25 protein-coding genes and 1 pseudogene are annotated in these 22617 nt (G+C 72.2%); 16 read left to right on the top strand and 10 right to left on the bottom strand.

What is annotated here, in order from left to right:
- The 6 genes from I73_RS30785 to I73_RS07340 form a co-directional block, all read left to right on the top strand.
- A partial coding sequence (locus I73_RS30785) for a thiamine phosphate synthase (protein WP_022980015.1) occupies nucleotides 1-458 on the top strand: 458 nt, incomplete at its 5' end.
- Nucleotides 459-571: 113 nt separating this feature from the next.
- Nucleotides 572-1186, top strand: a complete 615-nt coding sequence (locus I73_RS30790) for a hypothetical protein (protein ID WP_148289721.1) — start codon at nucleotides 572-574, stop codon at nucleotides 1184-1186.
- Between the two features lie 40 nt (nucleotides 1187-1226).
- Nucleotides 1227-1871 carry an HAD-IA family hydrolase gene (locus I73_RS07325; protein ID WP_022980017.1) on the top strand — a complete coding sequence of 215 codons (645 nt, stop codon included), beginning with the start codon at nucleotides 1227-1229 and terminating at the stop codon, nucleotides 1869-1871.
- A 5-nt stretch (nucleotides 1872-1876) separates the two neighbouring features.
- A complete protein-coding gene (locus I73_RS07330; protein ID WP_026096421.1) occupies nucleotides 1877-2431 on the top strand; it encodes a GNAT family N-acetyltransferase in 555 nt (184 codons plus the stop codon).
- A gap of 54 nt (nucleotides 2432-2485) precedes the next feature.
- Entirely contained in the window at nucleotides 2486-4690 is a 2205-nt protein-coding gene (locus I73_RS07335) for a protein kinase (RefSeq protein ID WP_083876609.1), read from the top strand.
- Between the two features lie 88 nt (nucleotides 4691-4778).
- Entirely contained in the window at nucleotides 4779-5297 is a 519-nt protein-coding gene (locus I73_RS07340; RefSeq protein ID WP_022980019.1) for a hypothetical protein, read from the top strand.
- A 21-nt stretch (nucleotides 5298-5318) separates the two neighbouring features.
- On the opposite strand, the gene I73_RS07345 is transcribed toward I73_RS07340, so the two are convergent.
- On the bottom strand, nucleotides 5319-5591 hold the full coding sequence (locus tag I73_RS07345; protein ID WP_022980020.1) for a hypothetical protein: 273 nt from the start codon (nucleotides 5589-5591) through the stop codon (nucleotides 5319-5321).
- Nucleotides 5592-5754: 163 nt separating this feature from the next.
- Here I73_RS07345 and I73_RS07350 point away from each other — a divergent pair, with 163 nt between their 5' ends.
- The 7 genes from I73_RS07350 (at nucleotide 5755) to I73_RS07380 (ending at nucleotide 10489) form a co-directional block, all read left to right on the top strand.
- Nucleotides 5755-7422, top strand: coding sequence for a sigma-54 dependent transcriptional regulator (locus I73_RS07350; protein WP_022980021.1), 1668 nt, complete (start codon nucleotides 5755-5757; stop codon nucleotides 7420-7422).
- 55 nt (nucleotides 7423-7477) lie between these two features.
- The gene (locus tag I73_RS07355) at nucleotides 7478-7885 is read left to right on the top strand and encodes a hypothetical protein (RefSeq protein ID WP_022980022.1); all 408 of its coding nucleotides are present in this window, start codon (nucleotides 7478-7480) and stop codon (nucleotides 7883-7885) included.
- An 8-nt stretch (nucleotides 7886-7893) separates the two neighbouring features.
- A complete protein-coding gene (locus I73_RS07360; protein WP_022980023.1) occupies nucleotides 7894-8436 on the top strand; it encodes an RNA polymerase sigma factor in 543 nt (180 codons plus the stop codon).
- Between the two features lie 5 nt (nucleotides 8437-8441).
- Nucleotides 8442-9293 carry an anti-sigma factor gene (locus tag I73_RS07365; RefSeq protein WP_022980024.1) on the top strand — a complete coding sequence of 284 codons (852 nt, stop codon included), beginning with the start codon at nucleotides 8442-8444 and terminating at the stop codon, nucleotides 9291-9293.
- A 64-nt stretch (nucleotides 9294-9357) separates the two neighbouring features.
- Nucleotides 9358-9825 (top strand): co-chaperone YbbN, encoded by a 468-nt coding sequence (locus tag I73_RS07370; RefSeq protein ID WP_022980025.1) that lies wholly within the window; start codon nucleotides 9358-9360, stop codon nucleotides 9823-9825.
- Between the two features lie 18 nt (nucleotides 9826-9843).
- The gene (locus I73_RS33120) at nucleotides 9844-10017 is read left to right on the top strand and encodes a LiaI-LiaF-like domain-containing protein (protein WP_022980026.1); all 174 of its coding nucleotides are present in this window, start codon (nucleotides 9844-9846) and stop codon (nucleotides 10015-10017) included.
- A gap of 19 nt (nucleotides 10018-10036) precedes the next feature.
- Entirely contained in the window at nucleotides 10037-10489 is a 453-nt protein-coding gene (locus tag I73_RS07380; RefSeq protein WP_022980027.1) for a hypothetical protein, read from the top strand.
- Nucleotides 10490-10534: 45 nt separating this feature from the next.
- Here I73_RS07380 and I73_RS07385 read toward each other — a convergent pair whose 3' ends face one another.
- From I73_RS07385 to radA, 7 genes are all read right to left on the bottom strand, one after another.
- Entirely contained in the window at nucleotides 10535-11926 is a 1392-nt protein-coding gene (locus tag I73_RS07385; RefSeq protein ID WP_022980028.1) for an FG-GAP-like repeat-containing protein, read from the bottom strand.
- A gap of 171 nt (nucleotides 11927-12097) precedes the next feature.
- Nucleotides 12098-13105, bottom strand: a complete 1008-nt coding sequence (locus I73_RS26620; RefSeq protein WP_148289722.1) for a hypothetical protein — start codon at nucleotides 13103-13105, stop codon at nucleotides 12098-12100.
- On the bottom strand, nucleotides 13102-14676 hold the full coding sequence (locus I73_RS26625) for an ATP-binding protein (protein ID WP_022980030.1): 1575 nt from the start codon (nucleotides 14674-14676) through the stop codon (nucleotides 13102-13104). The genes I73_RS26620 and I73_RS26625 overlap by 4 nt, the downstream gene beginning before the upstream one ends.
- A 1-nt stretch (nucleotide 14677) precedes the next feature.
- Entirely contained in the window at nucleotides 14678-14899 is a 222-nt protein-coding gene (locus I73_RS07395) for a zinc-finger domain-containing protein (RefSeq protein ID WP_022980031.1), read from the bottom strand.
- Between the two features lie 46 nt (nucleotides 14900-14945).
- Nucleotides 14946-15869 carry a branched-chain amino acid transaminase gene (locus I73_RS07400; RefSeq protein WP_022980032.1) on the bottom strand — a complete coding sequence of 308 codons (924 nt, stop codon included), beginning with the start codon at nucleotides 15867-15869 and terminating at the stop codon, nucleotides 14946-14948.
- Nucleotides 15870-15926: 57 nt separating this feature from the next.
- Nucleotides 15927-16286, bottom strand: a complete 360-nt coding sequence (locus I73_RS26630) for an antibiotic biosynthesis monooxygenase (RefSeq protein WP_022980033.1) — start codon at nucleotides 16284-16286, stop codon at nucleotides 15927-15929.
- 22 nt (nucleotides 16287-16308) lie between these two features.
- Nucleotides 16309-17673 carry a DNA repair protein RadA gene (gene radA, locus I73_RS07410; RefSeq protein ID WP_022980034.1) on the bottom strand — a complete coding sequence of 455 codons (1365 nt, stop codon included), beginning with the start codon at nucleotides 17671-17673 and terminating at the stop codon, nucleotides 16309-16311.
- Between the two features lie 193 nt (nucleotides 17674-17866).
- Between radA and I73_RS30795 the strand changes: the two genes are divergently transcribed.
- Genes I73_RS30795 through I73_RS07425 form a run of 3 tightly spaced genes read left to right on the top strand, consistent with a single transcriptional unit; the run spans nucleotide 17867 to nucleotide 21210 of the window.
- The gene (locus I73_RS30795; RefSeq protein WP_022980035.1) at nucleotides 17867-20212 is read left to right on the top strand and encodes a diguanylate cyclase domain-containing protein; all 2346 of its coding nucleotides are present in this window, start codon (nucleotides 17867-17869) and stop codon (nucleotides 20210-20212) included.
- A gap of 55 nt (nucleotides 20213-20267) precedes the next feature.
- Nucleotides 20268-20897, top strand: coding sequence for a LysE family transporter (locus tag I73_RS07420; RefSeq protein ID WP_022980036.1), 630 nt, complete (start codon nucleotides 20268-20270; stop codon nucleotides 20895-20897).
- A gap of 13 nt (nucleotides 20898-20910) precedes the next feature.
- Nucleotides 20911-21210: a hypothetical protein gene (locus tag I73_RS07425; protein WP_022980037.1), complete on the top strand. Its 300-nt coding sequence runs from the start codon at nucleotides 20911-20913 to the stop codon at nucleotides 21208-21210.
- A gap of 17 nt (nucleotides 21211-21227) precedes the next feature.
- Here the strand turns inward: I73_RS07425 and I73_RS07430 are convergent, their stop codons facing one another.
- Both I73_RS07430 and I73_RS07435 read right to left on the bottom strand, forming a co-directional pair.
- Nucleotides 21228-22301, bottom strand: a complete 1074-nt coding sequence (locus tag I73_RS07430) for a DUF5694 domain-containing protein (protein WP_022980038.1) — start codon at nucleotides 22299-22301, stop codon at nucleotides 21228-21230.
- Between the two features lie 135 nt (nucleotides 22302-22436).
- Nucleotides 22437-22617 (bottom strand): annotated as a pseudogene (locus tag I73_RS07435) (RND transporter); the annotation flags it as partial.

A 22617-nucleotide genomic window follows, 5' to 3' on the forward strand; every position in this document is an offset into this window, starting at 1 on the left:
AGGAGGACTGGGCCACCTTGAGCGCACCGGAACGCCTTCGGCTGCAGCGCGCCCGTCAGCAGGACGGCGTGGCCCTGGGCCTGAGCAGCCACAGCGTCTGGGAACTGGCCCGCGCGGCCGGCCTGCGGCCGAGCTACATCGCCTGCGGCCCCGTGTGGCCCACCACCACCAAGACCATGCCCTGGCGACCGCAGGGCCTGGACAACCTGGCCTGGTGGGCCGCCCTGTCACCGGCGCCAGTGGTGGCCATCGGCGGTGTGCTGCAGCCGGACCAGGCGCGCATGACGGCCGCGGCCGGCGCCAGCGCGGTGTGCCTGGTGCGCGGCCTGGTCGGCGCCACGCCGCCAACCCTGCAGGCCTGGCAGCGCGCTTGGCGGGACGGCCGACAGGCCCGCGCGGACGGTGAGGCCGCCCCCGCGCCGGACTGGCCCCATCCCAGCCTGGCGCGAACGCCCTGAGTCGCCCCGCGCACAGCCCCCCGCGCGCGGAACACCCCCGGCCGGTCCAGGCATTCGCACGGCTGCGATAAGCTGGCCTCCAAGCCTCGCCCCGGGGCCGAAGGACCTGCGCCGTGCCCCAACCGACCGAGATGCCCACCCCCACGCCCGCCCCGGCAGGGCCCTCCCCGCAGGCCGCTCTGGCCAGCCGCGCCATCGGCGCGATGTTCTTCAGCGTGTTCGGCAGTCTGTGGATCGTTCTCGGGCTGGCCATCGCCCTGGCGCAGCCGCCCGTCTGGGTCTGGCTGCTGCCCGCGCTGCCGGGACTGGCCCTGCTGGGGCGGGCCCTGTCGGTCCACCGGCACCACCGCGACGCTCTGCGCGCACTGGAGGCGCAGCCCGAAGCGAAACAGCGCGCCCAGCGCTTCCACTGGATCAACGCCGGCCAGTGGATCGCCATCTTCGTGCTGGGCAACGCCCTGAAGTGGCTGGGGCTGGGCGCCTGGTTCCTCCCCATGGTGATCGCGGTGGTGGGCCTGCACTTCCTGCCGCTGGCCGGGCTGTTCCGCTACCGCCCCCACCTGCTGACCGGCCTGGCCCTGGTCGGCCTGGCCATCCTGGCCCCGCTGGCCACCGGCCGTCCCGACAACGCCTGGGGCCCCCTGGGCGCCGGCCTGATCCTGTGGGCCAGCGCCGCCTGGGCGCTCTCACCCTGGGCCGTGCGGCCAGCGACGCCCGGCACGGCCTGAACCCGTGCACCGCCGGAGCCCATCGGCGACACTGCGCGCCATGGCCCACCACGACACCCTGCTGTTCGACCTGGACGGCACGCTGAGCGACCCTGCGGTGGGGATCTGCCGCAGCATCAACCACGCCCTGGCCCGCTTCGGCCACGCCGAAATCGACCCCGCCGGGATCTCGGCCTGGATCGGCCCGCCGCTGGAGCAGTCCTTCCGGCAGATCACCGGCGTGCAGGACGACGCCCATGTGCGCGCGCTGATCAGCGCCTACCGCGAACGCTACGGCGACATCGGCTATGCCGAGAACACGCTGTACCCCGGCATCCCCGAGGCCCTGCAGGCCCTGCGCGAGGCGGGCCTGCCCCTGGGCCTGTGCACGTCCAAACGGGCAGACTTCGCGCAGCGCATCCTGGCGCTTTTCGGCCTGCAGGACCACTTCGGCTTCGTCAGCGGGGGCGACATCGGCCGCGAGAAGTGGCAGCAGATCGCCGAGCTGAAGGCCCAGGGGCGGGTGGGCCCGCAGGCGCTGATGGTGGGCGACCGCGCCGTGGACATCACCGCCGCCCACCGCAATGGCCTGGCCGCGGCCGGCGTGCTCTGGGGCCATGGCTCGCGGGAGGAACTGCAGGCGCAGCGCCCCCGGCATGTGTTCACCGACCCGGACGAGCTGGTCCGGGTGCTGCTGGCAGACTGAGCCCCATGGACTTCTCTGCCCTGCCCCTGCTCACCCCCCGCCTGCGGCTGCGCCCCGTCCAGGCGCGCGATGCGACCGATCTGTTCGCCATCTTCTCGGACCCGCAGACCATGCGCTACTGGAGCAGCCCGCCCTGGACGACGCTGGACCAGGCCCAGGCGATGATCGCCGGGGACACGGCCGCGCTGGCCAGCGGCGAGGCCCTGCGCCTGGGGCTGGAGCGCCTGGCCGATGGCCGGGTGATCGGTGTGTGCTCGCTGTTCAATCTCTCCGGCCAGAACCGCCGCGCCGAGATCGGCTACGCCCTGGCCCGCGACGCCTGGGGGCAAGGCTGGATGGACGAGGCCCTGCGCGCCCTGGTGGCCCAGGCCTTCGGGCCCTGGGGCCTGCACCGGCTGGAGGCCGACATCGACCCCCGCAACACCGCCTCGGCCCGTTCGCTGCAGCGCCTGGGCTTCCAGGAAGAGGGGCGGCTGCGCGAGCGCTGGATCGTGGCCGGCGAGGTCTCCGACAGCGGCCTGTGGGGGCTGCTGGCGCGCGACTGGGCCGCCCGCCCCTGAGGCCGAGCCCCCCGCTGGCACCGTCCCCTGATCTGGTTACACTTCGGACGTCCCATGACTGAGCCGTTGTCGTCCCCCGCCAGCCGCTACCGCCTGCAAGACCTGCTGGGGCAGGGCGGAGCGGGTCAGGTGCGGGCGGCCTGGGACACCTGGCTGGACCGCCCGGTGGCCATCAAGACCGTGCCGCGCCAGAGCGGCATGGACGGCTGGCGCGAGGCGCGCCTGACGGCCCGCCTGCGCCACCCCGCCTTCGTGGCGGTGCACGAGGCCTGGGACGATGGCGAGCAGGTGCACATCGTGATGGAGCAGGTGCACGGCCCCACCCTCAAGCAATGGCTGCTGGACCACGGCCATGCGCCGGTGACCGAGGCCTGCGACTGGATGCGCCAACTGGCCGAAGCCCTGGCCGAAGCCCATGCGCAAGGCCTGCTGCACGGCGACCTGAAGCCCTCCAACCTGATGCTGGAGGAGCCCGCCACCGACGGCCTCACCCCCTCGGACGCCAGCCGCACCTCGGTCCGCACCCGGCTGCGCGTGCTGGACCTGGGCATCGCCCGGCGCATCGACCCGCTGGCCACCCAGAGCCAGGCCGCGCCCGGCCCATACGCGGGCACGCTGGCCTACATGGCACCGGAGCAGCTGCGCGGCGAGGCCCCCACCCCGGCCAGCGATCTCTACAGCCTGGGCCTGATCCTGCTGCAGTGCCTGCTGGGCCACTTGGGCGAGGACGGTCCGCCCAGCCTGGCCCAGGCCTGGCGGCGGCTGCAGGGCGACTGGCCGGACTGGGCGCTGCGCGACGCGCAGGACCGCGCACGCGCGCAGCAATGGCCCGCCGGGCTGCACCCGCTGCTGAGCGCGCTGCTGGCCGCCGACCCGGCCCGCCGGCCGGCCGGCATGGAGGCGGTGGCCCAGACCCTGGCGCAGGTGATGAGCCAACCCCCGGCCGGCACGCTGCCCACGGCGACGGCGGTGGCGCCGTCCGGCCCCACCCCCACCCGGCGCCGGCTCTGGGTCGCCGCCCTGGGCGGCCTGCTGGTGCTGGCGGCGGGCGGCACGTTCTGGTGGGTGCGCGGCCCGGGGGCCGCCCCCACGGCCGCCCAGCAGCTGGCCGATCTGCAACAGGCCGAGGCCTGGATCAACGAGTTCGACGATGCCGACGCGCTGAACCGCGCCGTGGCCGCGCTGGAGCGGCTGACCGAGCAGGCCCCGCAGAGCGCCCCGGCCGCGGCCCTGCGCAGCCTGGCCCTGAGCCTGCGGCACTGGCAGCGCACCGGGGAAGACCCGGCCGGCGATCTGCGCCAGGCCGGCCTCTGGGCCGACAAGGCCCTGGCCCTGGACAACCAGCTGGCCCGCGCCCACCTGGCCAAGGCCCTGCTGCTGAACCAGCAAAAGCGTGGCGAAGAGGCCCTGGCCCAGTTCGACCAGGCCCGGCTGCTGGACCCGCAGGACGTGCTGGTCGTGGCCTGGTATGCCACCCAGCTCAACAGCATGGGCCGCTTCGACCAGGCCCAGGCCCTGCTGGAGCCCGCGCTGGCCGCCCACCCGCTGGCCTCCCCCCTGCTGGACGAATGGGGCACGCTCAAGTTCCGACGCGGTGACTACGTCGGGGCCGAGGCCGCCTACCGGCAGAGCCTGGCCGCGCGGCCCACCGACAGCGTGGCGGCCTTCAGCCTCAGCGGCATGCTGATGATGCAGCAGCGCCTGGACGATGCGCAGAGCGTGCTGCAGCAGGCCCTGCGCGTGCGGCCACATTACAAGCTCTACCAGAACCTGGGCAGCGTGCTGGCCCTGCGTGAACGCTGGCCCGAAGCGGCCGAGGCCACCCGCCAGGCCCTGGCCCGCTGGCCGCGCAGCTACCCGGATGCCGACGCCCATGCCAATCTGGCGGAGGCCCTGATGCACCTGCCGGGTCAGGATGCCGAAGCCCGCGCGGCCTGGTCGCGCGCGCTCGACAGCGCCCGCAAGCAGACCACCGCCTACCCGGACAACCCGAACTGGGTGATGCGCCGTGGCATCTACGCCGCCCGTGCGGGGCGCGCAACGGAAGCCCTGGACGCCTCGATGCGGGCGGTGAACCTGGCCCCCAAGGACCCGGAGGTGCTTTACTACGCCGCCCTGACCCAGGCCCTGGTCGGCACGCCCGTGGAGGGACAGCGCCTGTTGCGCGCCGCGCTGAGCAACGGTTTTCCGGTGGAAATGGCCGCACAGGAGCCAGCGCTCACGCCCTGGCTGGCCACCGCACAGGCCGGTGCTCGTTGAGCGCCTGACGGCGCAAAGACCTCAATATCCCCGGGCTTGCTCCGAAATCCCTCCTGCGGCCGCCGTGGCCACCAAGGAGTGACAACACATGAGCAATTCCACCTACCTTTTGCGGGTCAGTTTCGATGCCGATCAGCTGGGCAATCAGCTGGTCTGGGCCATTGTCGATGGCGAGCCGGACCAACCCAATGCCTTTCAGCGCACCGGCTGGGCGGCCGGCGGCCTGCAGTTCGCGCAGGGGGACACCCTGGGCTTCGAGGTCGTGGGCTATGGCAACCCGACCACCTTCGCCGGCTTCGCCATCACCGACGCCACGCTGATCACCCTGCCGGCGCCCTATGTGCGCCCGCTGTTCTCGCCCTCGCCCTTCGACTGCGACCAGGCCACCTTCGACCTGGACGACTTCAACCCGACCAGCTGCGTCGTGGCCCAGAACCTGAAGATCTGCAGCGCCCACTCGCCCGAGATCCTGACGGTGGTCGAACCCGCGGGCATCTGGAAGTTCTCCTTCGTCGTGACCGTGCAGATCACCCGCATGGACGGCGGTGTGGAAACACGGGTCTTCAGCTTCGACCCGATGATCGCCGTGGGCAAGGACTGGCCCTGAGCCCAGCCCCCTCTCGCCGGCTCAGCCCAGCGCCAACTCGTAGCGGCCGGGCCACTCGCCGGCCCGCACGCTGATCACGGCCTGCCGGTCGGACAGCACCAGCGTGGCCGTGGTGTGCCCGCCGATGACCGCCACCACGGTGTAGCAGGCGTCCGCTTCATTCGGCGGCGGCTTGTCGGACCAGGGCAGGCGCAAGGTGCCGTGGGGCGGCAGACGGGCCAGCACCTGCTCGCCCTGGGTCACGAGAACATGCACAAGGTGCGCGGTGGTGTTGCACAGGGTGAGGGCACACATGCGAAGTGACATGGCTGGAGGGCGTTGGGCGGATGGCCTTCCCCTTCAAACACCGTGCCAGGCCGCCGACACCGATCCGCGGCCCTTTGGGGCCCATTTGCGGGAGAAAATGGCGGTATTGACGCGCCATCGCTTCGATTGACGCGTCAATCCCCCCTCTGACATGTCACACCCCACGCTGCCGCCGCCCCTGTCGTCCGACATGACGCAGACCTTCACCGAAGCCGGTGTGGGTCTGCAGGCCGCGCCGGCCTGGGTGCTGACCGTGATCTGGCACCCGGACCTGCGACGCATCGGCGAGCAGGCGGTGCTGAGCCCGGACACGCCGCTGGCCCTCAACCGCTACCAGCCGCTGTTCTCGCCCCTGCAGGCCGCGGCCGGCTGGGCCCAGCCACTGCTGCACGCCAGCATCTCTCGCGCCAGTCTGACCTTGAAGTTAGGGGGTGACGGCCTGACGCTGAGCCCCGAGGACGAGCGGGTGCGGGCCGAGTGGCAGGGCCAGCCCCTGACCGGCCCGCGCACCGTGCCTCTGCCCGTGGAGGGCGACAGCGGCGTGATCCAGCTGGGCAAGCGGGTGCTGCTGTGCCTGCACCGCACCCACCAGCTGCCGGTCACCGACAACCCGCTGCTGCTGGGCGTCAGCTCGGCCATGGAGGGCCTGCGCCGCCAGGTGGCGCGGGTGGCCGCGGCGGCGCTGCCGGTGCTGGTGCGCGGTGAATCCGGCACCGGCAAGGAACGCGTGGCCCAGTCGCTGCACCAGCTCAGCCCCTGGTCCCAAGGCCCCTGGGTCACCGTCAACATGGCCACCCTCAGCGAGGGCCTGGCCCCGGCCGAGCTGTTCGGGGCCGCCCGCGGGGCCTACACCGGCGCCCAGGTGGCCCGCACCGGCCTGTGGGCCCAGGCCGATGGCGGCAGCCTCTTCCTGGACGAGATCGGCGACTGCCCGCCCACCGTTCAGCCCATGCTGCTGCGGGTGATCGAGAGCGGCGAGTTCCGCCCCCTGGGCGCGGCCCAGCCGCTGCGCAGCCGGGCCCGGCTGATCGCTGCCACCGACCGGCCGCTGGAGACCAGCGGCTTCAACCTGCCGCTGCTGCGGCGCCTGCAGACCTTCACCCTCTTCACCCCCAGCCTGCGCAGCCGCCGCGAGGACCTGGGCGTGCTGGCCCGCCAGGCCTGGCTGGACACCGGTGCCACACCGGACGACCTGGCCGAGATGCCCACCGAGTTGGCCCGCGCACTGTGCCTGCACGACTGGCCAGGCAATGTGCGCCAGCTCGAACAGGCCATGCGCCGCCTGGCCCTGGACCGCGCCGCCGGGCTCTGGCCCTCGGTGGAGGCCCTGCTGGGCGAGCCGCTGCGCCTGCCGCCGAACCCGGCGCCCGCCCGCCCGCCCGCGATGCCCCCGCCGCCCGCGGCCGCGGTCCTGGCCGCGGCCGACGACACCGAGCCCGGCCTTCCCCCCGCCGGCGCCCTGGCCGCGCCGCGCGCGCGCCAGAGCACCGCCGGCATCGACCGGACGATGCTGCTGCAGGCGCTGGATGCCCACGGCTGGCAGCTGAAGGAGGCGGCCGAGGCCCTGGGCATCTCCCGCCCATCCATCTACAACCTGATGGCCCGCTGGCTGGACACGCCGCCCGCCGAGAGTCTGGGGGCCGAGCAGCTCGGCCCGCTGCTGGCCCAGCCGGGCATCACCCTGGCCGCGATGGCGCGCCAGCTGCAAGTCCCGCGCGAGGCCCTGCGCCGCCGGCTGCGGGCCCTGGGCCTGCCGCGGCCACCGGACGATGCGGGCGTCGATGACCCCTCCGACGGCGACGCCGACGCGATGGAATAAACCGCGCGCCCGCCGTGTTCATGCAGGACCCGACACTCTTTTGCGAGGCCCTGCCATGAGGCACTCCCCCCTGCCTGCCCTGACCGTCCTGTCCAGCCTGTGCACCCTGGGCGCCTGCCTGCTGCTGCCCCTCGGGGCCCGTGCCGGCACGCCGGCCGCCCCCGCCATGGCCATGGACGGCGTGCTGGTCGATGCCGGCCACATGACCCTCTACACCTTCGACCAGGACAGCGCCGGCAGCGGCAAGAGCAGCTGCAACGGCCCCTGCGCCGCCAACTGGCCGCCCCTGCTGGCCCCGGCCGGCGCCGCCGCCCAGGGCGACTGGACGCTGGTGATGCGCGAGGACGGCACGGCCCAATGGGCCTACATGGGCCGCCCGCTCTACCGCTGGGCCAAGGACCAGAAGCCCGGCGACCGCACGGGCGATGGCGTCAAGGGCGTCTGGCACCTGGCCAAGCCCTGAGCCGACCGATGGACGAGCTGCGCCCCGAGGCCATGGTGCCGCTGCTGCCGCGGCTGCGGCGGCACGCCCGGCTGCTGACGGGCCAGGCCGCCCGCGCCGACGACCTGGTACAGGACACGGTGGAGCGCGCCTGCCGCAAGTGGGCGCTGTTCAGCCCCCGCGGCGCCATGCCGGCGGCCCTGCTGGCCTGGCTGCTCACCCTGATGCACCACCTCTACCTGAACGGCCTGCGCGATGGCCGCGAGCACCTGATGGAACCCTGGGACGAGGACCAGGGCCCGGCATTGCTGCAGTCCGACCCCACCCCGGCCCTGGGCCATGCGCTGGACCTGCAGCGGGCCCTGGCCCGGCTGACGCCGGCCGCGCGCGAGGTGCTGCTGCTGGTGACGGTGGAGGAATACAGCTACCGCGAGACCGCCGACATCCTGGACCTGCCCATCGGCACCGTGATGTCGCGCCTGGCCCGCGCCCGCGAGCAGCTGCGCCAGCACCTGGACCCGACCGCGCCCCGGCAGGCGCCCCACACCCCACCGCTGCGGGTGGTGAAGTGAGCCCCATGGACACCGAGCACCCCGACGATCTGACGCTGCAGGCCTTTGCCGACGGCGAGCTGCCCCCCGCGCAGGCGGCCGCCGTGGCCGACTGGCTGCAGCAGCACCCCGCCGAGGCGGCCCGTGTGATGGGCTGGCAGGCCCAGCGCGCCCAGCTGCAGGCCCTGGGCCGCGAATGGCTGGACGAGCCCCTGCCGGAACGCCTGCGGGCCGCGGTGCAGCCCGAGGTTCCGCCCGCCCGGCCGCCCCGGTGGCGCGGCTTCGCCCGCTCACCCTGGCCGATGGCCTTGGCCGCCAGCCTGACGCTGGTGCTGGGCGCGGGCAGTGGCTGGTGGGCGCGCGGCCAGTGGCCGGATGCCCCGAAGCCGCCGGGCTCGGTGGCCGCGGCCCCGGCCTATGTGCAGGACGCGGCCATCGCCCATGCCGTCTTCACCCCCGAGCAGCGCCACCCGGTGGAGGTGGGCGCGGGCGAGCAGGCCCACCTGCTGCAGTGGCTCTCGCGCCGGCTGGGCACGCCGCTGCACACGCCGGATTTCAGCGCCCAGGGCTTTGCGCTGGTGGGCGGCCGCCTGCTGCCCGCCGGGGCGGGCGAGGCCACGCCCCCGGCCCGCGCCCAGTTCATGTACCAGGACGCGCAGGGCGTGCGGCTGACGCTGTATGTCTCCGTGCTGCCGCCGGGCCCACCGGTGCCGGCCGGCTTCGGGCAGGCGCAAAGCGGCGAGACACGCAGCTTCTACTGGCGCGAGAACCGGCTGGGCTATGCCCTGAGCGGCCCGGTCAGCCAGCCCCGGCTGGACGCCCTGGCCGAGCAGGCCTACCGACAGCTGGCCCCGTCCCCCGGGTTGGCGCCCCCCTGACGGCGGCCCGCGCAGCGGTGACAATGCGGCATCTTCCGCACCGCCGTTTCCCAAGAGGCTGCCCATGCGTCGTCTGTTCGCCCTGTTCGCCCTGTTCGCCCTGCTGCTGGCCACCCTGGCCCGCGCCGCCACCCCCGCCCCGCCCTACGACGAGCAGGCCGACGCCCATGCCGCCGTGCAGCAGGCCCTGGCCCAGGCCAAGGCCGCCCATGTGCCGGTGCTGCTGATCCTGGGGGCAAACTGGTGCGGCGACTGCCGGGCCCTGGACCAAGCCATGCACAGCGAGACCAATGCCAAGCTGCTGGCCGCCAAGTTCAAGGTGGTCAAGGTGGACGTGGGCAACTTCGACCACAACCTGGACATCGCGGCCGCCTACGGCAACCCGATCAAGAAGGGCATCCCGGCCGCCGTGGTGCTCTCGCCCGACAACCAGGTGCTCTACGCCACCCAGGGCGGCGAGCTGGCCAATGCCCGGCGCATGAGCGAGACCGGCATCACCGAGTTCTTCGAACGCGTCAGCGGCGCCCACTGAGGCACCCGCCCCCTCGCGATGGCTGCCCGTTCCCGCTCGCTGTTCCTGCCGCTGGCCCTGATCGCCGTCGGCGCCTATTTCCTGCTGGCCCGCCTGGGCTGGCTGCCCTCGCTGCACCAGTGGGTACAGCACTGGTGGCCCCTGGGCCTGATCGCGCTGGGACTGCTGCTGCTCCTGCGCCGGCTGAGCTGACCCCCTCGGAGCCCCGCCCATGCTGATGCAGCTGCTGCGCCACGTGCACTACAAGTCCGTCGGGATGGCGATGATGGTCACCCTGCTGCTCGATGGCCTGAGCGGCATCCTGCTGACCCTCTTCATGGGCCGCAAGGCCCTGACGCCCGGCGCCGACCACGCCGACCTGCAGCAGGCCTTCGAGGCCGTGGTGCAGGAACCCAGCTACCTGGGCGCCTCGCTGCTGCTGGGCTCGGCCACCACGGTGCTGGGTGGCTACCTGGCCGCACGCATGGCGGGCCGACTGCCCTACCTGAATGCCGCGGCCTACGGCGCATTGGGTCTGATCCTGATGCTGTTGATGGGCTCGTCCGACAGCCCGTGGTGGTTCACCCTGTTCGGGCTGCTGAGCACCGTGCCGCTGGCCCTGGTGGGTGGCCATGCGGCCAGGCAGCAAGGCGGCGCGGACGCCGGGTCGGCGCCCGGCGCCTGAAGCCGCCCGGTCGGTGGACGCGGGCGGCCCCGCGCCATCGCCGGTTCAGCGCTGGGTCTTCACCCCGCGGTAGATGCGCGCCACGCCCTGGTATTCCAGGGTGTCGGTGTACAGGCTCGATCCGGTGATCAGGTCCATCACGCCGTCGCCGGTGACGTCGCTGACCTCCAGATTGATGCCCACCTCGTCGCGCGAGTCCTTCTTGCCATACACCTTGTAGATGTTCGTGGTGTCCAGGCCGGTGGGGCTGCCATGGTAGATCCAGATGCCGCCCGGGAAGGGCTCGGTGGGATCGGCCGGACGGGCGACATCCGCGGTGCCCACCACCAGATCAGGCCGGCCATCGCCATCGACATCGCGGCCCCCCAACATGGTCATGCCCAGGTAGAGCATCTTGGTGCTGTTGGCCTCCAGGATCTGGGTGCGCCCGGAGGCAGCGATGCCATTGGCCGAGCCATAGAACACCGCGATCAGGCCGGAGTTCTTGAAGTTCTTACGGTAAGACGGGGCCGCCACCGCCACGTCGGGGTAGCCGTCGCCGTCCACATCGCCCAGCACCGCCACGCTCTCGCCAAAGCCGTCGAGGTCGGCCAGCTCCACTGGGGACAGCAGGGTCTCGGCCTGGGTGTTGGCGTAACCGCTGGTGCTGCCACGGTAGATCCAGGCCATGCCGGGAATGCCGCCCACCGGGCTGACGGCGCCCACCAGGATGTCGGGAATGCCGTCGCCGTTGGTGTCACCCACCTCGAAGATGCGGCCGAAATAGGTCCAGGGCGCTGCGCCGGTCAGCGTGGACACCGGGGTGGGTGCCAGGCCGCTGGCCGAACCCTTGTAGATGGAGATGGTCCCCAGATTGCCGTTGGCGCCCATGGCCGAGACGGCGATGTCGGCATAGCCATCGTGGTTGAAGTCCCCCAGCGCGCGGATCTTCCAGCCGAAGAAAGAATTGCTCGACGGCCCCTCCAGCACCTGCGAGGGCGTGGCCGGCAGGCCCTTGGCCGACCCCAGGAAGACCAGCACGGCGCCGTTGTAGGGCACAGCCCCGGACTGGTTGTAGGCGCCGACCACCAGGTCCGGCCAGCCGTCACCGTTCACGTCGGCCACCACCGGCGACGAGCCGACCTGGGACCAGTCCATCGTGCCCTCGTAGCGCCAGGCCGCCGTCTTGGCCGGGCCCTTGCGACTGCCATAGAAGAGCTCGATGGCGCCGCGCTGCGTGCCCTGGCTGGCCGAGCTGCTCACCAACAGGTCCTTGAAGCCGTCCTTGTTGAAATCGCCTTGGGCGTTGATCACGCCACCGAACTGTGCATCGGCAACCGTGCCTTCCTGCACCCAGTCGGGCTGATGGGTCAGCATCGATGCCTGCGCCCCTCCCGCGGCCGCCAGCATGGCCAGCGCCAACGCCACACGCCCGGCCTTGTTCACATCCAACTGCATGTCCTCACTCCTCGTGTTGCCGCGACGGCCGGCCCTGCGGGACCTGTGCTCACCGTTCGCTGTGCGGTGATTGGAGTGCAGAAGCACCGCCGCGAGGCTGGCGGATTCATGACATGACAGAAGCACGACAGGCCCGGAACCGCCGCGGGCCACGACACGCACCAGGGCTGTTCAGTCCGGCGCCGAAAAGTGGCGCGCCGCCAGCCAGCCGCACTGGAAGCGGGAGCGCGCATTGAGCTGGGTGGACAGGGCGTGGATGCGGCGCAGCAGGGTGCGCTCGGAGATGCCCAGGATGCCGGCCATCTGCTTGTCGTTGGTGCCGGCGGCCAGCAGGGTCACCAGGGCATGCAGGTCCTTGTCGACCGGATCGGCCGCCCCGGACGCGCCCTCGGGCGGCTCGGCCTCCAGGGCCGGCACCGCCTGGGCCCACAGCACCTCGAACAGCTGCCACAGGGCTTCCAGCGCCGCGGTGGGCCCCAGGCGCAGGGCCGGGCCGGTCGGGTCCTCCAGGCGCAGCGGGATCAGGCCGGCGCGCCGGTCGGCCAGCACCATCTTGAAGGGCAGGGCCGCATGCACGCGGACCTCGTCGCCCACCGCCCGGGCCTGGCGCACGGCCTGCGGCCACCCCGGCCACTGCAGCAGCTCCGGCACGACCAGGGTGCGGTAGCGCACGCCGCGCTGGCGCGCCTGTTCGCGGGCGGCCTCCATCGCATCCGGCGCGGAGACGATGAAGGGCGGACACAGCATGCTCAGCAGCTCCTGGCGCGCCATCTGGTGCATCTGCAGGTAGGCCGGCAGCTGCGACTCGGCGTCGGCCGGGATGATCTGCAGCGCGTCGGCATCGGCGATGGCGCCGCCGCGCATCAGGTCGCGCTGCAGCTCGGGCAGCACCTGGCGGGCCTGGTTGAGCTCGACCTGGCGCTCCATCAGCAACAGCTCCACCGCCACCTCGGGGGCGGTGGCAAACCAGGCCAGCCCCTCGGGCCCCTCGCTGCGCACCAGGCCACGGGCCTTCATCTGGCCCAGCAGGGCTTGCACCTCGGGCAGGGGCTGCGCACAGCGCTCGGCCAGGGCCTCGGGCGAGGCCGCCGGGCCGCGCAGCAGGGCGCGGTAGAGGGCCTCGGCGGGCGCAGCCAGGCCCAGGGCCGCCATGGTCATCGGGGCGGAGGTATGGCTCATGGGACGACGGGCTCGGGGTCGGAGGGCGGGAGGGGTCTGGATGCGGGTGCAGATGCGGGTGCAGATGCGTCCGGCAGGGTCAGCCGGAAGGTCGAACCCCCGCCCTGCCCCTGGGCATCGGCCAACGTGCTCTGCACCGCGATGTGCCCGCCCATGGCCTGCACCAGCAGCTGCGACAGCGCCAGGCCCAGGCCCACGCCGGCCACCGGCCCGCGCTCGCGCCCCAGGCGGTTGAAGGGCTGGAAGAGCTCGGCCATGCGCTCGGGGGCAATGCCCAGTCCGGTGTCGGCCACGGCGATGGCCCAGCCGCCACCGTCGCGGGCCACGCCCACGGTGACCTGGCCCTGCGGCCGGTTGTACTTGATGGCGTTGCCCAGCAGGTTCAGCAGCACCTGGCGCAGGCGGCGTGGGTCGGCCTGCAGCTGCGCGCCCTCGGGCACCGCCGGCCAGTGCATGGCCACGCCCGCGGCCTCGGCCTGGGGCTGCACCAGGGCCTGCACCTCGCCCAGCAGCGGCGCCAAGGCGATCGGCTCAAGGCGCACCTGCAGCCGCCCGGCCTCGACCAGGGAGAGGTCCAGCAGGTCGTCGATCAGGGCCTGCAGGTGCCGGCCCGCCTGCTGCACATGGGCCAGGCGGCGCTGCTGGACCTCGGGCAGCGGGTGATCGGCATCGGTGGCCATCAGTTCGGTGAAGCTGAGCACCGCATGCAGCGGCGTGCGCAGCTCGTGGCTCACACGGGACAGGAACTGGGTCTTGGCCGCATTGGCCGCCTGGGCCAGGGCCCGCTCCTGGCGGGCCTCCTCCAGCGCCAGCAGCGGCGTGGCGTCGGTCTGGGTGCCCAGCATGCGCAGCGGCCGGCCCTGGGCATCGCGCTCCACCACGCGGCCACGCTCCTCGATCCAACGCCAGCGGCCATCGGCCGCCTTGGCCCGGTAACGGCACTGGTACAGCGGCACCTCGCCGCGGGCATGGGCCTGGTAGGCCGCCTCAGCGGACGCAGCGTCTTCGGGGTGGATCAGGCGGTCCCAGTCGGCCTGAGTGTGGCCCAGGGCGTCCGGGGCATAGCCCAGCATCAGCGCGCCCTCGTCGATGTCGCCCAGCACGTCGGTGCGCAGGTCCCATTCCCAGACGTAGGTGCCGGCCTCGCGGATGGCCGCCTGGACCAGGGCCAGCGAGGCGGGAGAACGTGGGTCCTGCGTTTCCAGCAGGGTCGCCAGCAACTCGGCGGCGGTCTCGATCAGGGGGTCGAGCGTGCGCAGCAGGGCGTCGCGGTCCGCCGGCACTGGCTGCGGGTCGAGCCAGAGCTGCCCCACGGCCAGGCCGGTCCGAGTCAGGGCCAAACACCAGCCCCCGGCCTGCAAGGCCTCGCGCCGGGCACCGGGGCCGCCGAACCAGCAGGCGGCCGGATCGCCGCCAGCGGCCAGCAGGGCCACGGGGCGCCCCGCGGCCAGGGCCAGGGAGCGCGCCACCCGCCGCAGCGCATGGGACGGATCCTGCCTGCGCAGGTGGTCCAGCAGGGCCGTCTGCGCTTCACGCCAGACGAATGCCAGATCCGCCGGCGCGGTCGTCACGTCAGTGACCGTGCGCGATCTTCTCGCCGGCCTTCAGGCGGTAGACGGTGCCGCAGTACGGGCACTTGCCCTCGCCCTCGTGGCTCAGGTCCACATAGACCTTGGGGTGGTTGCTCCACAGGGTCATCTTGGGGTTGGGGCAGAAGACCACGCCGGGACCCTGCAGGTCCTGGGCGGTGACTTCGACGACGGCGGGGGCCTGGGTGGCGGTGTTGGCGCTCATGGGGTCAAACCTCGGGATGTCGGACGGAAGGGAGAACCTGCAACGCTCAGACCAGGGTCAGCCAGTGGGCGTACTTGGGGTTGCGGCCATTGACGATGTCGAAGAAGGCGGTCTGCACCTTCTCGGTGATCGGGCCGCGCGCACCGCTGCCGATCTGCACGCGGTCGAGTTCACGGATCGGGGTCACTTCCGCGGCGGTGCCGGTGAAGAAGGCCTCGTCGGCGATGTAGACCTCGTCGCGGGTGATGCGCTTTTCCACCAGCTTGATGCCCAGGTCCTGGCAGATGTGGAAGATGGTGTTGCGGGTGATGCCGTTGAGGGCACCGGCCGACAGGTCGGGGGTGTAGATCACGCCGTCCTTGACGATGAAGACGTTCTCGCCCGAGCCTTCGGAGACGAAACCGGCGGCGTCCAGCAGCAGGGCCTCGTCGTAGCCGTCGTCGGTGGCTTCGGTGTTGGCCAGGATGGAGTTGGTGTAGTTGGACACCGTCTTGGCCTGCGTCATCGTGATATTAACGTGGTGGCGGGTGTAGCTGCTGGTCTTGACGCGGATGCCCTTGGCCATGCCGTCCTCGCCCAGGTAGGCGCCCCAGGCCCAGGCCGCCACCATCAGGTGCACGGTGTTGCCCTTGGGCGAGACGCCCAGCTTCTCGGAGCCCAGCCAGGTCAGCGGGCGCAGGTAGCAGCTCTCCAGCGCATTGGCCTTGACCACCGCCTTCTGGGCCTCCTCGGCCTGCTCGATGCTGAACGGGACCTTCATGCGCAGGATCTTGGCGCTGTTGAACAGGCGCTGGGTGTGCTCGCGCAGGCGGAAGATGGCCGTGCCCTTGTCGGTCTTGTAGGCCCGCACGCCCTCGAAGGCGCCGCAGCCGTAGTGCAGCGTGTGGGTCAGCACGTGGACCTTGGCGTCGCGCCAGTCCACCAGCTCGCCGTCCATCCAGATCTTGCCGTCGCGGTCATCGAGGCCCATGGGGTGTTCCTTGTCGTTGGGAGATGCAGTGAGATCGTCGATTTTACGGGGCCGGGCTCAGCGTGGCTGCGGGTCGCCAGGGGCGTCCTGCACGGCGTCCCAGCCATAGGCCCGCTCCACCTTGGCCACCCGCAGCTCGTAGTGGCTGTACCAGTGGGCCCGGCCTTCGTCGCGGGCGGCGGCGTGCTCGGTCTCGCGCCGCCAGGCGGCGATGGCCTCCAGGCTCTGCCAGTACGAGACGGTGATGCCCAGGCCGTCCTCGCCGCGGGCGCTCTCGGCGCCCAGGTAGCCTGGCTGCTGCTGCGCCAGCGCCACCATGCGCTCGGCCATGGCGCCGTAGCCTGCGTCCACGTCGGTGCGCTGGCTGGTGAAGATGACCGCGTAGTAGGGCGGCGTCGGACGGGGGGCAAAGCTCATCGGACAGGTTCTCGTCGCGACTTCAGTCCAGCGTGCGCAGCAGGGCGATGGCCTCGTCGATGCGCTCCACCGGGTGGATGGTCAGGCCCTCGATGGGCTTTTTGGGCGCGTTGGCCTTGGGCACCACCGCCACGCTGAAGCCCAGCTTGGCGGCTTCCTTCAGACGCTCCTGGCCGCGCGGGGCGGGCCGCACCTCGCCGGCCAGGCCCACCTCGCCGAAGGCGATGAAGCCACGCGGCAGCGGCTTGCCGCGCAGGCTGCTCTGGATGGCCATCAGCACGGCCAGGTCGGCCGCCGGCTCGGAGATGCGCACCCCGCCCACCGCGTTGACGAACACGTCCTGGTCGGCGCAGGCCACGCCAGCATGGCGGTGCAGCACCGCCAGCAGCATGGCCAGGCGGTCGCGCTCCAGGCCCACCGACAGGCGCCGCGGGCTGGGCCCGCCGGCATCGACCAGGGCCTGGATCTCCACCAGCAGCGGGCGGGTGCCCTCCAGCGTCACCAGCACACAGGAGCCGGGCACCGGCTCGGAATGGGTGGACAGGAAGATGGCGCTGGGGTTGGACACGCCGCGCAGGCCGCGCTCGGTCATCGCGAAGACGCCGATCTCGTTGACCGCCCCGAAGCGGTTCTTGAAGGCCCGCACCAGGCGGAAGCTGCTGTGGGTGTCGCCCTCGAAATACAGCACCGTGTCGACGATGTGCTCCAGCACCCGCGGGCCGGCCAGCGCGCCCTCCTTGGTCACATGGCCCACCAGCACCATGGCGCAGCCGCCGCCCTTGGCGGTGCGGGTGAGCTGGGCCGCGCATTCGCGCACCTGGGCCACCGAGCCCGGCGCGCTGCTGAGCTGGTCCGAATAGACGGTCTGGATCGAGTCGATCACGCAGAAGGCGGGCCGTTCGGACGCGATGGTGGCCAGGATCTTCTCCAGGTTGATCTCGGCCAGCACCCTCACCGCGGCGCCGGAAAGATCCAGCCGCTGGGCGCGCAGCGCCACCTGGGCGGTCGATTCCTCGCCCGTCACGTACAGCACCGGCAGCTGGCGCGAGAGCGCATCGACCGCCTGCAACAGCAGCGTGGACTTGCCGATGCCCGGATCGCCGCCGATCAGCACCACCCCGCCTTCGACGATGCCGCCGCCCAGCACCCGGTCGAGCTCCTCGATGCCGGTGGGCGTGCGGGCCACATCGCCGGCCTCGATCTCCGAGAGCGTGACCACCGGCTGCGACTGGGCCAGGGCCTGAAAGCGGTTCTTGCCGGCGGACGGAGCGTCGGCCACCGTCTCCTCCAGCGTGTTCCAGGCCTTGCAGTGCGGGCACTGGCCCATCCAGCGGGGGCTGCTGCCGCCGCATTCGCTGCAGGTGTAGACGGTCTTGGGCTTGGACATGGACGGATTGTGGCCCGGCGTGACGGATCTGACAGCGCGGCCCGCCACGGCGCGTTCATTGACCGACGTCAATCGGCGCCCCCCTGACAAACGATGACCCCCCAAGCAGAATTCGCCTGAGACCAAGGGGTCCACAGCCGGTCAACGGCGGGTATTGGCATCGAACAGGACGGCAACAGGCCGCAGCAGGGGCGTGCGCAGCAACTTCACCACGTCGGCCGCTCAGGCCGGGCCGGACCGGGGAACCCCTGTCGACGCCGCCGGTCCGCTGAAGCTCCAGCGCCTGACCCTGGCCCCGCTGCTGGCCGGCCACCTGCTGGCCGCGAGCCTGGTGCTGGGCATGGCCGGCTATGCCCTGCGCGTCAGCCACGACACCTATGCACGCCAGGCCGAGGTCCAGGTCTTCAGCCGGGCGGCCGACCTGCGCCAGACGGTGACGGCCGACCTGCAGCGCATCGACCTGGCCATGCGCCATGTGGCCCTGGCCAATCTGCGCGACGCCGTCGATGCGGAGACCCGCCGCCGCCTGATCGACGAATCCCTGCGCGAGCACATGGCCCTGGTGCCCGAGGTGGCCCATCTCCGCCAGACCGACGCCCAGGGCGTGGTGCGCAACCAGGGCTCGGACCCGAGCACGCTGGGCCAGAGCCTGGCCCACGAGGCCATCTTTCTGCAGGCCCAGGAACAGGTCGGCAGCGGCCTGCTGATCGGCGAACCCCGCCTGGACCCATCCAGCGGCCGCTGGACGCTGGCCCTGGCCCGCCGGGTCGAGGACCGCGCCGGGCACTTCCAGGGCATGGTGATTGGCGAGCTGGACCTGGCCCACTTCGACCAGCTCTGCCGCCGCTACGCCCTGGCGCCCTCGGACTCGCTGAGCCTGCGCTCCACGGCCATGACCCTGCTGAGCCGCCACACCGGGCGCAACGGCCAGGCCCAGCCCCTGGGCACGCGCCGCATCGCGCCCTCCTTCGCCGAGGCCCTCCAGGCCTCGCCCGAGCAAGGGGTGTTCCGCGCCCACAACGTGGTCGACGGGGTGGACCGCATCAACGCCTACACCACCGCCAGCCCCTTTCCGCTGATGGCCATTGCCGGCGTCAGCGCCGACGAGGCCATGCAGCCCTGGCAGCCGGTGGCCTGGCGCATCGGGGGCCTGGCGGCGCTGGCCACGGCTGCGGTGCTGGCCAGTGCCTGGTTCACGCTGCGCTCCTGGCGCCTGCAGAACCACAGCATGCGCCGCCTCGACGAGGCCGGCCGCCTCACCCGGGTGCTGCTGACCGCGGCGGCCGACGCGGTGCATGTGCTGGACCGCGACGGGCGGCTGGTGGAGATGAGCGACTCCTTCGCCCAGATGCTGGGCTGGTCACGCGAGGCCCTGATGGGCCGGCACGTCAGCACCTGGGACTGCGCGGACGACGCCCAGACACTGGACCGACGCATCGAGGACTTCCCGCTGGGCAAGCGGCAAAGCTTCCACACCCGGCACCGCCGCGCCGACGGCGGCGTGATCGACGTGGAGATCTCCTGCGTGGCCCTGATGCTCGATGGCCGCTGGCTGCTGTACTGCGCCTCGCGCGACATCACCCGCCGGCTTGAGCTGGAGGCCGAGCAGACCGCCATGCTGGACAACGAGGTGGTGGGCATCCTGCGTCTGCGCGACCACCAGATGGTCTGGGCCAACCGGGCCATCTTCCGCATGTTCGGCCTGCCCGAGGGCGCCTCGCTGGACGAGCTCCACCCGCGGCTGAGCCCGGAGTCGATGGACCTGCCCGAGCGCCTGGAGGCCCGCCGCGGCGACCTGCTGGCCGGCCGGCCGGTGCGGGCCCAGCTGCACCTGCAGCGCCTGGACGGCAGCCCGATCTGGATCGACATCCAGGGCGCGCGGCTGTCCGACGACGCCCGCGACACCCTGTGGGTGCTGGCCGACATCAGCGCGCTCAAGCGCTACCAGGACGAGATCGAGCACCTGGCCATGCACGACGCCCTGACCGGCCTGCCCAACCGCCGCCTGCTGGAAGACCGGCTGCGCCAGGGCCTGGCCCTGAGCCGGCGCGACGGCCAGCCCCTGGCGGTGGCCTACATCGACCTGGACGGTTTCAAGGGCGTCAACGACCGGCTGGGCCATGCGGCGGGCGACCTGCTGCTGCAGGACGCGGCCCAGCGCATCCTCGAGGGCGTGCGCGAACACGACACCGTCTGCCGCATGGGCGGCGACGAGTTCGTGCTGCTGCTGCCGACGCTCAAGCAGGAGGACGAGGCCGTGCACATCGTGCAGCGGGTGCTGCACTCGCTGCGCCGGCCCTACGGCCTGGGCAGCGAGGGCGCGGTGCACGTCACGGCCAGCGCCGGTCTGGCCCTGTACCCGCACGATGCCCACGATGGCGAGGCCCTGCTGCGCCTGGCCGATGCCGCCCTCTACCAGGCCAAGGCAGCCGGCCGCAACCAGCTCCACCGCTGGGGCATGTCCGAGGCCCGGCAGGACCAGCCGCCCCCGGGGCCGGCGCCGGGCCCCACCTCTCTGGAGCAGCCGACCGGCCGCTGAAGCCTCCCCGGCCGGCCTACACTCTCAGGCCCTGCCCTGCGGACCGACCTGCACCATGGACTTCTCGACCTGGCTTCCCTTCTTCCTGGCCACCGTGGCCATCAGCCTTTCGCCCGGCCCGGGTGCCATCGCCGCCATGGGCGCCGGCCTGAACCATGGCTTCCGCCAGGGGCAGCGCATCGCCTTCGGCCTGGCGCTGGGCGTCATCACCCAGCTGCTGGTGGTGGGCGTGGGCCTGGGCGCCCTGCTGGCCACCTCCGAGCGGGCCTTCGCCCTGGTCAAGTGGGCCGGCGCGGCCTACCTGGTGTGGCTGGGCATCCAGGCCTGGCGCTCCCCGGCCACGCCCATCGCCTCGGCCGATGCCCAGGCCGCCGAGGGTCATGCCCGCTCGCTGCTGCTGCGCGGCTGGACCGTCAATGCGCTCAACCCCAAGGGCACGGTCTTCCTGCTGGCGGTGATGCCGCAGTTCCTGGACACCACGCGCCCGCTGCCCCTGCAGTACCTGGCCATCGGCGCCACCTTCGCGGTGGTGGAGTTCTGCGTGATGACCGGCTATGTGGGCCTGGCCAGCAAGGTGCTGGGCCTGTTGCGCAGCCCGCGCCAGATTCGCTGGATGAACCGCAGCTTCGGCAGCCTGTTCATCACGGCCGGCGTGGTGCTGGCCACCTTCAAGCGCGCGGCCTGAGGCGGAGCCCGCGATGTTCCTGCGCCGCCGCCCACGGGGTGAAGAAACCCAGGCCGACACCGGCCCCAACCCCTACCGCCCCACCACCCGGCGCCAGCGCCTGGTGATCCTCGCCATCACCACTGCCGTGGTGGTGACGCTGTGGATGCTGCTGATCGAGCGGCCGGGCTGGAAGGTTCAGCCGATTCCCGGCAGCCCGCTGGCGCCCTGCCGCGCCGGCCAGACCACCGACTGCGTGGGCGGCCAGGCCAATGTGCTGCTGATCCCGGCCACCCCGGCGCCAGGGCCCAGCGGCGCTTCCGCCGCCCGCTGAGCTCGCCCCGACAGCGATCAATCGAGCACCTGTTCGGCATCGACGATGCCGACCCCCTGCAGCTGGCCCAGCCAGTGGTCGAACCAGGGCTTGTGCGAGGCGCCGACAATGCTCAGGACGCGCGCGCCAGGGTGCTCCCGGAAGGTCTCGCGGATGTTCGCCACCATGCGGAGGTTGCGAATTTCCCAGCCGGCCACCCACCACTGCGGATAGCGCTGCGGCGACGGATAGCGCATGGCGGGGGCCACATTCGACTGCGCCAGCCGCCGCAGCACGTCGGGCCGGTTCAACTGGCGGTACATCGGCAGCAGATCCGGGGCGTGCTTGAGCGCCTCGGTCTGTTCCTCGTCCTGCCGGGCCTGGGGGCTCTGGTCTTTCCAGGCGGTCTGCAACTGGTTCCAGAAGATCTTCTCCTCCTCGCCCTCGACCTCGATGAAATCACCCGTGTGGTTGTCGATCGCATGGACGCGCTCCAACCCCAGTTGCGCAGCCAGACGGGCGCCGATCAGCAGACTCTCGTCCTTTTGCCGGGTGAGTTGCTCCAGCTGAGCCACCAATGCGGCATCCAGCGTGTCGCCCTCCTTGCGCTCCCCTGGCGGCAGACGCAGCCACTGCACCAGCGCCGAGGGCGTGTCCCCAGAGGCCAGAAAAAGGGCCGCCAGGGCACGGCGCTGCGCGGCGGAAGGCTGGGCGGGCCAGGTCTTGAGCGTCTTCTCCACGGCCTGCAGCGCGGCCGGGATGTCGAGCCCGGTGGCGGCTTTCGCGGCCTCGGTCCGGGAGCAGTTGTAGCCCTCCCCATACTTTTCAGGCCGGCGCTTGACGAGGTCGCACTCGGCAGGCGGCTGCAGCTCGACGGTGATGACGTCCGGCTTGAAGCCCGCCAGCCGGCGCATCAGGCCGTCCAGCGCCTTGGCGTCAAAGTCGGCAGGCAGGTAACGCAGGTGCGCGGTGGCCAGCACCAGCACCTGGGCGCGCGGCCCCACCATGCCCTGGTCCAGGCCCGCAAGGGGATCGTCGGCCAGGGCGTGCAGGGGAAGCGCCAGGGTGAGCGGGATGAGGCAGCGAGACAGGCGGTCGCACAGGGGGCGCATCGATCGAATCTCCGGAGGGTGACCGCGGGATTCTTTCAAGGGGGCCCCGCCATGCGCCCCTTGATGCGACGGGCGGCAGGTGCAGAGGCACAGGCCGCGGATGCGACCGACCAGGCGCTCAGGGTGTCGATGGGTTCAGGGCGCCGCGCTGGCCACCGCAGCCGGCGCGGCGGTGGCATCCCAGCCGCCGCCCAGCGCGCGGATCAGCGCCACCGTGGACTGGAACTGCGCGCCCTGCACCTGCACCGCCTGGCGCAGGCTGCGCAGCTCGCTGCGGCGCGCGTCCAGCAGGTCCAGCTGGCTGATCTGGCCGTGC

The organism is Ideonella sp. B508-1, assembly GCF_000333615.1.
In the GTDB taxonomy this organism is placed as follows: Bacteria; Pseudomonadota; Gammaproteobacteria; order Burkholderiales; family Burkholderiaceae_C; genus Ideonella.

Excerpts from the sequence above, each read along its gene's own strand:
- I73_RS07325 (WP_022980017.1), top strand. The coding sequence starts at position 1,227 with ATGGCCCACCACGACACCCTGCTGTTCGACCTGGACGGCACGCTGAGC.
- I73_RS07330 (WP_026096421.1), top strand. The coding sequence starts at position 1,877 with ATGGACTTCTCTGCCCTGCCCCTGCTCACCCCCCGCCTGCGGCTGCGC.
- I73_RS07335 (WP_083876609.1), top strand. The coding sequence starts at position 2,486 with ATGACTGAGCCGTTGTCGTCCCCCGCCAGCCGCTACCGCCTGCAAGAC.
- I73_RS07340 (WP_022980019.1), top strand. The coding sequence starts at position 4,779 with ATGAGCAATTCCACCTACCTTTTGCGGGTCAGTTTCGATGCCGATCAG.
- I73_RS07345 (WP_022980020.1), bottom strand. The coding sequence starts at position 5,591 with ATGTGTGCCCTCACCCTGTGCAACACCACCGCGCACCTTGTGCATGTT.
- I73_RS07350 (WP_022980021.1), top strand. The coding sequence starts at position 5,755 with ATGTCACACCCCACGCTGCCGCCGCCCCTGTCGTCCGACATGACGCAG.
- I73_RS07355 (WP_022980022.1), top strand. The coding sequence starts at position 7,478 with ATGAGGCACTCCCCCCTGCCTGCCCTGACCGTCCTGTCCAGCCTGTGC.
- I73_RS07360 (WP_022980023.1), top strand. The coding sequence starts at position 7,894 with ATGGACGAGCTGCGCCCCGAGGCCATGGTGCCGCTGCTGCCGCGGCTG.
- I73_RS07365 (WP_022980024.1), top strand. The coding sequence starts at position 8,442 with ATGGACACCGAGCACCCCGACGATCTGACGCTGCAGGCCTTTGCCGAC.
- I73_RS07370 (WP_022980025.1), top strand. The coding sequence starts at position 9,358 with ATGCGTCGTCTGTTCGCCCTGTTCGCCCTGTTCGCCCTGCTGCTGGCC.
- I73_RS33120 (WP_022980026.1), top strand. The coding sequence starts at position 9,844 with ATGGCTGCCCGTTCCCGCTCGCTGTTCCTGCCGCTGGCCCTGATCGCC.
- I73_RS07380 (WP_022980027.1), top strand. The coding sequence starts at position 10,037 with ATGCTGATGCAGCTGCTGCGCCACGTGCACTACAAGTCCGTCGGGATG.
- I73_RS07385 (WP_022980028.1), bottom strand. The coding sequence starts at position 11,926 with ATGCAGTTGGATGTGAACAAGGCCGGGCGTGTGGCGTTGGCGCTGGCC.
- I73_RS26620 (WP_148289722.1), bottom strand. The coding sequence starts at position 13,105 with ATGAGCCATACCTCCGCCCCGATGACCATGGCGGCCCTGGGCCTGGCT.
- I73_RS07395 (WP_022980031.1), bottom strand. The coding sequence starts at position 14,899 with ATGAGCGCCAACACCGCCACCCAGGCCCCCGCCGTCGTCGAAGTCACC.
- I73_RS07400 (WP_022980032.1), bottom strand. The coding sequence starts at position 15,869 with ATGGGCCTCGATGACCGCGACGGCAAGATCTGGATGGACGGCGAGCTG.
- I73_RS26630 (WP_022980033.1), bottom strand. The coding sequence starts at position 16,286 with ATGAGCTTTGCCCCCCGTCCGACGCCGCCCTACTACGCGGTCATCTTC.
- radA (WP_022980034.1), bottom strand. The coding sequence starts at position 17,673 with ATGTCCAAGCCCAAGACCGTCTACACCTGCAGCGAATGCGGCGGCAGC.
- I73_RS07420 (WP_022980036.1), top strand. The coding sequence starts at position 20,268 with ATGGACTTCTCGACCTGGCTTCCCTTCTTCCTGGCCACCGTGGCCATC.
- I73_RS07425 (WP_022980037.1), top strand. The coding sequence starts at position 20,911 with ATGTTCCTGCGCCGCCGCCCACGGGGTGAAGAAACCCAGGCCGACACC.
- I73_RS07430 (WP_022980038.1), bottom strand. The coding sequence starts at position 22,301 with ATGCGCCCCCTGTGCGACCGCCTGTCTCGCTGCCTCATCCCGCTCACC.